The sequence below is a fragment of the Phaeobacter sp. SYSU ZJ3003 genome (genome assembly GCF_041300735.1).
In the GTDB taxonomy this organism is placed as follows: domain Bacteria; phylum Pseudomonadota; class Alphaproteobacteria; order Rhodobacterales; family Rhodobacteraceae; genus Phycobacter; species Phycobacter gallaeciensis_A.
This window is the reverse complement of the sequence record NZ_PXNU01000191.1, coordinates 1-315: the sequence shown is the minus strand read 5'-3', so window position 1 is coordinate 315 and position 315 is coordinate 1. Positions and strand designations below refer to the sequence as shown.

Sequence of the window (315 nt, the reverse complement as noted above, 5' to 3'; positions counted from 1 at the left end):
CGAAGGCCACCGGGAAGGAGATGCCGCTGCCCAGTTGGCAGGAGGCCGCCGAGGCCGGCTGGCTGGATGAATGGGCGATGAACCTGATGCTGATAAATGTGGCGACACGCAAGTTTGGGCGCGCCGTTCGTTTGCCCGAAGCGGGTGTGCCCTCGGAGGACGGCTCAGGCCTGTCGAAATCGGCGGTCTCACGACGTTTCAAGGCGCTGACCGAAGCGCGGATGGGCGAGTGGATGGCTTCGGACCTGTCGCACCTTGATCTTCTGGTGATCCAAATTGATGGCCTGCACATGACCGACAAGCTGTTGATGATTG

The 315-nt window shown here is 61.3% G+C and carries 1 pseudogene; it reads left to right on the top strand.

What is annotated here, in order from left to right:
* A pseudogene (locus tag C6W91_RS21375) lies at nucleotides 1-315 on the top strand (IS256 family transposase); the annotation flags it as partial.